Source organism: Streptomyces sp. SP18CS02 (assembly GCF_036322365.1).
In the GTDB taxonomy this organism is placed as follows: domain Bacteria; phylum Actinomycetota; class Actinomycetes; order Streptomycetales; family Streptomycetaceae; genus Streptomyces.
This window is the reverse complement of sequence record NZ_JAQYXC010000243.1, coordinates 40,237-46,904: the sequence shown is the minus strand read 5'-3', so window position 1 is coordinate 46,904 and position 6,668 is coordinate 40,237. Positions and strand designations below refer to the sequence as shown.

The following is a 6,668-nucleotide window of genomic DNA, read 5'->3' as shown; positions in this document are numbered from 1 at the left end:
GGGTACCAGCACCGGTACCGACGCCGGGACGAGCACGGGCACGGACGCGGGTACCAGCACCGGTACCGACGCCGGGACCACCGCGGGTACCGACGCGGGCGCGGCCGCGGGGACGGACGCCGGGACGGCCGCGGGCACGGCCGCCCAGGGCGCCACCGGCTGACACCGGACGGCGCCCGGCGGGTCCCGCGATCACCGGGACCCGCCGGTCACCCGGTGAACGCGTCGCGCACCGCCTCGTACTCCCGGGTCCACCACACCACCAGGGCCGACGCCGCGGGGAACTGCGGGTCGGCCCTGCTGTCGTGCAACTGGTAGCGCCAGCGCAGTATCCAGAAGTCGTTGAGCCGCTCCCACCACACGCGGTGCACCGCCGCCGACAGCTCCGCCGGGTCCGCGCCGGTCGCCCGCCGGTAGGCGCGGGCGTACGCCCGGACCTTGGTCAGTTCCAGGCCGCCCGCCGGCTGCACGAAGAAGATCACCGCGGCCCGTACCGCCTCCTCCGCGCGCGGCTGCACCCCCAGCCGGTCCCAGTCGATGATCGCTGCCGGCTCCGCGCCCCGGTAGAGCAGGTTCAGGGGGTGGAAGTCCCCGTGCACCCAGCCGCCCGCGTCGGCCGGCGGCGGCCTGCGGTGGGCGTGGTCGGCGAGCAGCCGCCGCCGCTCCAGCAGCCGGTGCACGGCCAGTTCGTCGAAGGAGCCGCGGGGATGCCGTCCCCGCGCCAGCGCGAGCAGCTCGTCGATGAGCCGGAAGGTCTCGTCCGGGTCGGCGCTGCCGTACTCGCGGTCGGCCCCGGGATGGGCCCCCATGACCTTCTCCAGGCAGGTGTGGACCAGCCCGAGCAGGGAGCCGAGCCGCCGGGAGCCGGTCGCCGTGAGCTGCGCACCGCCCCTGTGCCGCCCCTCGATCCAGGGGTGCAGGGCGTAGCAGCGCCCGCCGATCTCCGCGACGGTGCGGCCCTCGGAGTCGGGGAGCGGCGGGGCGACCGGGACGCCGAGATCGTGCAGCCGCTGGGTCGCGTGGTGCTGCCGGGTGATGGTGTCCCGGTCGGCGGTGGGGGCGTCCAGGTGCTGTTTGAGGAAGTAGGCGCCCCGGGTGGTCGAGAGGCGGTAGCCGCGATTGAGCAGGCCCTGGGTGACGGGGACGCAGGAGAGGGGTTCGCCCGGCTGCTCGTAGCGGCGCAGGAGCGCACGCACGGGTGGGGCGGAGGGTTCAGATGAGCGCGGCACTCACCAAATGTTAGATCACGGAGCGTGGTGAAGAAGACGCTCTTCGGAGTAGTCCAAGGAGTGGACAGAAGCGAACTGGGGCTCGATTCGCAGATACACCGGAGCGAAGCTCTCGCCGTCCGCGTGGCGGGGCGGCGGACCGAAGAGCGCGAGCTCCCGGGCGGTCGGCTCGACGATCCACGCGGTGCCGGTGAGCTGCACGGACCACAGGATGTCCGCGCCGAGGTTGAGGTTGTCGGCGCCGTAGGTGACGACGCTGCCGTGGCACGCGCGGTGGTAGCCGTGGCCGCTGTGCATCCGCAGCAGGACGCAGTCGTCGACCAGGATGTGCCGGGCGGGGGCGACGCAGGGCATGGCCCGCATGCTCGTCGCCACGCGGCCGTACGGAACGCGTCCGAGCAGCTCGATGGCGCGGAGTTCGGTCGACATGCCTCCACTGTCGTCCAGCGGGACGGGCCGGAGAAAGGGCCCAAGGGCCCGAGTCGGGACGTACCCGCCGGGGAAGCGGGCCCTACGGACGCAGGGCCCTCCGTACGGCCCTCCGGATCCGCCGTACGGCCGTACGGGCCCTGTGCGGCTACGTGGCCGTACGGAGGGCCGGACGGGCCGGAACGGGTCCGGACGGGCCGGATGGCGCGGATGGAGCACGAGGGGGCCGGGACGGGCCTACGGGCCGGATGGAGCGCGAGGGGGCTGCCCGGACGGGCCGGATGGGCCGCCGGGTCAGCGGCGCTCCGCCTGCAGGCGGGCCACGTAGGCCGCGGCCTGCGAACGGCGCTCCATGCCCAGTTTGGACAGCAGGCTGGACACGTAGTTCTTGATGGTCTTCTCGGCGAGGTGCAGCCGCTCGCCGATGGCCCGGTTGGTCAGCCCCTCGCCGATCAGGTCCAGGATCTTCCGCTCCTGGTCGGTGAGGTCGGAGAGCCGGTCGTCGCGGCGAGGGCTGTTCCCGTCGCGCAGCCGCTCCAGTACGCGCGCCGTGGCGACCGGGTCCAGCAGCGACTTGCCGGCCGCCACGTCCCGCACCGCGTTCAGCAGTTCGCCGCCGCGGATCGCCTTGAGGACATACCCGGACGCACCAGCCATGATCGCGTCGAAGAGGGCCTCGTCGTCGGCGAACGAGGTGAGCATCAGGCAGTGGATGGAGTCGTTCCGCGAACGGATCTCCCGGCACACCTCGACCCCGCTGCCGTCCGGCAGCCGGACATCGAGCACAGCCACGTCGGGACGGGTCGCCGGGATCCTGACCAGGGCATCAGCGGCCGTACCGGCCTCGCCGACGACCTCGATGTCGTCCTCCACGGAGAGCAGCTCATGGACCCCGCGCCGGACGACTTCGTGGTCGTCCAACAGAAATACGGTGATTTTTCCATCTTCGCGCACGGAATCAGTCTCACATACTCACTCTTCCCGTGTCCGGGGTGCGCGGGATAACGTGCCCGTGTTCCGGCGGCCCGCAAGGCTGTGACCAGTGATGTTCCCCTATTTCTCGATTTACTTGGAAATCCAAGCAAAATCGCAGGTCAAATGGGGTTTCGCAGTAATGCGAAACACTGGGTAACGTGCCTTTGACAGGGTGCTCGCCGGGGCACCTGTCACGCCTGTTCCCGGCCGAGAGCACCCACCCCGTGCAGACGTACGGAGACAGGCGAGCCGCACTGGTCGCCCGGCGGACCCCGGGGGCCGGACAGACGGAGGAGCACGCACGTGACCGTGGAGAGCACTGCCGCGCGCAAGCCGCGACGCAGCAGCGGTGCCAAGCGCAGCGCGAGCGCGACCGCGCGCACCAGCGCGAGCGCGAAGAAGGCACAGAGTTCCGAACCCCAGCTCGTACAGCTGCTGACGCCCGAGGGCGAGCGGGTCGAGCATTCCGAGTACGACAGCTACGTAGCCGACATCACGCCCGAATCGCTGCGCGGCCTGTACCGGGACATGGTGCTGACCCGTCGCTTCGACGCCGAGGCCACCGCTCTCCAGCGCCAGGGCGAGCTGGGCCTGTGGGCCTCGCTCCTCGGCCAGGAGGCCGCCCAGATCGGTTCCGGCCGGGCCCTGCGGGACGACGACTACGTCTTCCCGACGTACCGCGAGCACGGCGTCGCCTGGTGCCGCGGGGTCGATCCGACCAATCTGCTCGGCATGTTCCGGGGCGTGAACCACGGCGGCTGGGACCCGAACAGCAACAACTTCCACCTGTACACGATCGTCATCGGCTCGCAGACGCTGCACGCCACCGGTTACGCCATGGGCGTGGCCAAGGACGGCGCCGACAGCGCGGTCATCGCGTATTTCGGTGACGGCGCGTCCAGCCAGGGCGACGTCGCCGAATCGTTCACCTTCTCCGCGGTCTACAACGCACCGGTCGTCTTCTTCTGCCAGAACAACCAGTGGGCGATCTCCGAGCCCACCGAGCGCCAGACCCGCGTCCCGCTCTATCAGCGCGCGCAGGGCTACGGCTTCCCCGGCGTCCGCGTCGACGGCAACGACGTGCTCGCCTGCCTGGCCGTGACCCGGTCGGCGCTGGAGCGGGCCCGTCGCGGCGAGGGCCCGACCCTGGTCGAGGCGTTCACCTACCGGATGGGCGCCCACACCACGTCCGACGACCCGACCAAGTACCGGGCGGACGAGGAGCGGGAGGCCTGGGAGGCCAAGGACCCGATCCTGCGGCTGCGCACCTACCTGGAGCGGCAGGGGATCGCCGACGAGGCGTTCTTCGCGGCGCTGGAGACGGAGAGCGAGGCCCTCGGCAAGCGCGTCCGCGAGGCCGTGCGGGCCATGCCCGACCCCGACCACCTGGCGATCTTCGAGAATGTGTACGCCGACGGGCACGCGCTCGTCGACGAGGAGCGCGCGCAGTTCGCCGCCTACCAGGCGTCGTTCGCGGATGGCGAGGTCAAGTAACCATGGCTGTACAGAAGCTCCCCCTCGCGAAGGCGCTCAACGAGTCGCTGCGCAAGGCCCTGGAGACCGACCCCAAGGTCCTCGTCATGGGCGAGGACGTCGGCAAGCTCGGCGGTGTCTTCCGCGTCACCGACGGCCTGCAGAAGGACTTCGGCGAGGAGCGGGTCATCGACACCCCGCTCGCCGAGTCGGGCATCGTCGGCACGGCGATCGGGCTGGCGCTGCGCGGCTACCGCCCGGTCGTGGAGATCCAGTTCGACGGCTTCGTCTTCCCCGCGTACGACCAGATCGTCACGCAGCTCGCCAAGATGCACGCGCGTTCCCTGGGCAAGATCAAGCTCCCGGTCGTCGTGCGCATTCCGTACGGCGGCGGGATCGGCGCGGTCGAGCACCACAGCGAGTCGCCCGAGGCCCTGTTCGCGCACGTCGCGGGCCTCAAGGTGATCTCGCCGTCCAACTCCTCGGACGCCTACTGGATGCTGCAGCAGGCCATCCAGAGCGACGACCCGGTGATCTTCTTCGAGCCGAAGCGGCGTTACTGGGACAAGGGCGAGCTCGACACCGAGGCGATCCCCGGCGAGCTGCACAAGGCCCGTACGGTCCGCGAGGGCACCGACCTGACGCTGGCCGCCTACGGCCCGATGGTGAAGGTCTGCCTCGAAGCCGCGGCGGCGGCCGCCGAGGAGGGCAAGTCGGTCGAGGTCCTCGACCTGCGCTCGATGTCCCCGATCGACTTCGACGCGATCCAGGTGTCGGTGGAGAAGACGCGCCGGCTGGTCGTGGTGCACGAGGCGCCCGTCTTCTACGGCTCCGGCGCGGAGATCGCCGCACGCGTCACGGAGCGGTGCTTCTACCACCTGGAGGCACCGGTCCTGCGGGTGGGCGGCTACCACGCGCCCTATCCGCCCGCACGGCTGGAAGAGGAATACCTGCCGGGGCTGGACCGGGTGCTCGACGCCGTCGACCGCTCGCTCGCGTACTGAGGAGTGCCGTGACCATGACAGACACTTCTGCTCGCTACCGCGAGTTCAAGATGCCCGACGTGGGCGAGGGGCTCACCGAGGCGGAGATCCTCAAGTGGTACGTCCAGCCGGGTGACACCGTCACCGACGGGCAGGTCGTGTGCGAGGTCGAGACCGCCAAGGCGGCCGTCGAGCTGCCGATCCCCTACGACGGCGTGGTGCACGAGCTGCGTTTCCCCGAGGGCACCACCGTCGACGTCGGCGAGGTGATCATCGCCGTGGACGTGGCTCCGGGCTCGGATGACGAGCAGCCGGTGGCCGAGGCCCCCGCGGCCGCGCCCGCCGCCGCTCCGGCCGGGCCCGACGCCGGGGACGCCCCCCGGCCGGCCGCCGCCGAACCGGCCGCCCGCCAGCCGGTCCTCGTCGGATACGGCGTCGCCGAGGCGTCCACCAAGCGCCGTCCGCGCAAGCAGGCCACCGGCGTGCCGGCGCCGCAGGCGCTCGCGGCGGCGATCCAGGGCGAGCTGAACGGCCGCACGGGCGCCCCGGCCCCGGTCGCCCCGGCCCCGGTCGTCCCCGCCCCGGCCGCCCCCGCGGGCGGCTCCCGCCCGCTCGCCAAGCCGCCGGTGCGCAAGCTGGCCAAGGACCTGGGTGTGGACCTGGCGACGGTCGTCCCGACCGGGCCCGACGGGATCGTCACCCGCGAGGACGTCCACGCGGCGGTCTCGCCGGCGGCCGCTTCGGCCGCCGCCCCCGCGCCCGTACCGGCGGCGACGCCACCGGCCCCGCGGACCGAGGCGGCACCCGCCGCCGCGACCGCCCCGGCCGTGGGCGAGGCGCGCGAGACCCGTATCCCCGTCAAGGGCGTGCGGAAGGCCACCGCGCAGGCCATGATCGGCTCCGCCTTCACCGCGCCGCACGTCACCGAGTTCGTCACGGTCGACGTCACCCGCACCATGCGGCTGGTCGAGGAGCTCAGGTCCGACAAGGACATGGCCGGACTGCGGGTCAACCCGCTGCTGCTGATCGCCAAGGCACTGCTCGTCGCGATCAGGCGCAACCCGGAGGTCAACGCGGCCTGGGACGAGGCGGCCCAGGAAATCGTGCTCAAGCACTACGTGAACCTGGGCATCGCGGCGGCGACGCCGCGCGGCCTGATCGTGCCGAACATCAAGGACGCGCACGCCAAGACCCTGCCCCAGCTGGCCGAGTCGCTCGGTGAACTGGTGTCCACCGCCCGCGAGGGCAGGACGACCCCCGCGGCGATGCAGGGCGGCACGGTCACCATCACCAACGTGGGCGTCTTCGGCGTCGACACCGGTACGCCGATCCTCAACCCGGGCGAGTCGGCGATCCTCGCGGTCGGCGCGATCAAGCTCCAGCCGTGGGTCCACAAGGGCAAGGTGAAGCCCCGTCAGGTCACCACCCTGGCACTCTCCTTCGACCACCGCCTGGTCGACGGCGAGCTCGGCTCCAAGGTCCTCGCGGACGTCGCCGCGGTCCTGGAACAGCCGAAGCGGCTCATCACCTGGGGCTGACCGCCCCGGGCCGCAACGAGCGAGCACAGGGCCGTAGACGG

Annotated in this window: 6 protein-coding genes; 3 read left to right on the top strand and 3 right to left on the bottom strand. The window is 71.8% G+C overall.

The window, feature by feature from the left end; all coding sequences use genetic code 11:
- Positions 1-209: 209 nt before the first annotated feature.
- From PUR26_RS02560 to PUR26_RS02550, 3 genes are all read right to left on the bottom strand, one after another.
- Positions 210-1,229 carry a phosphotransferase gene (locus PUR26_RS02560; protein ID WP_329868684.1) on the bottom strand — a complete coding sequence of 340 codons (1,020 nt, stop codon included), beginning with the start codon at positions 1,227-1,229 and terminating at the stop codon, positions 210-212.
- Between the two features lie 15 nt (positions 1,230-1,244).
- A complete protein-coding gene (locus PUR26_RS02555; RefSeq protein ID WP_329868682.1) occupies positions 1,245-1,658 on the bottom strand; it encodes a pyridoxamine 5'-phosphate oxidase family protein in 414 nt (137 codons plus the stop codon).
- A 294-nt stretch (positions 1,659-1,952) separates the two neighbouring features.
- Positions 1,953-2,612, bottom strand: a complete 660-nt coding sequence (locus tag PUR26_RS02550) for a response regulator transcription factor (RefSeq protein ID WP_329868680.1) — start codon at positions 2,610-2,612, stop codon at positions 1,953-1,955.
- 324 nt (positions 2,613-2,936) lie between these two features.
- Here PUR26_RS02550 and pdhA point away from each other — a divergent pair, with 324 nt between their 5' ends.
- The 3 genes from pdhA to PUR26_RS02535 are packed head-to-tail and all read left to right on the top strand — an operon-like array spanning position 2,937 to position 6,627.
- Positions 2,937-4,127, top strand: a complete 1,191-nt coding sequence (gene pdhA / locus PUR26_RS02545) for a pyruvate dehydrogenase (acetyl-transferring) E1 component subunit alpha (RefSeq protein ID WP_329868678.1) — start codon at positions 2,937-2,939, stop codon at positions 4,125-4,127.
- Between the two features lie 2 nt (positions 4,128-4,129).
- Positions 4,130-5,110: an alpha-ketoacid dehydrogenase subunit beta gene (locus PUR26_RS02540; protein ID WP_329868676.1), complete on the top strand. Its 981-nt coding sequence runs from the start codon at positions 4,130-4,132 to the stop codon at positions 5,108-5,110.
- Between the two features lie 14 nt (positions 5,111-5,124).
- Positions 5,125-6,627: a dihydrolipoamide acetyltransferase family protein gene (locus PUR26_RS02535; protein WP_329868674.1), complete on the top strand. Its 1,503-nt coding sequence runs from the start codon at positions 5,125-5,127 to the stop codon at positions 6,625-6,627.
- The last annotated feature ends 41 nt before the right edge of the window (positions 6,628-6,668 follow it).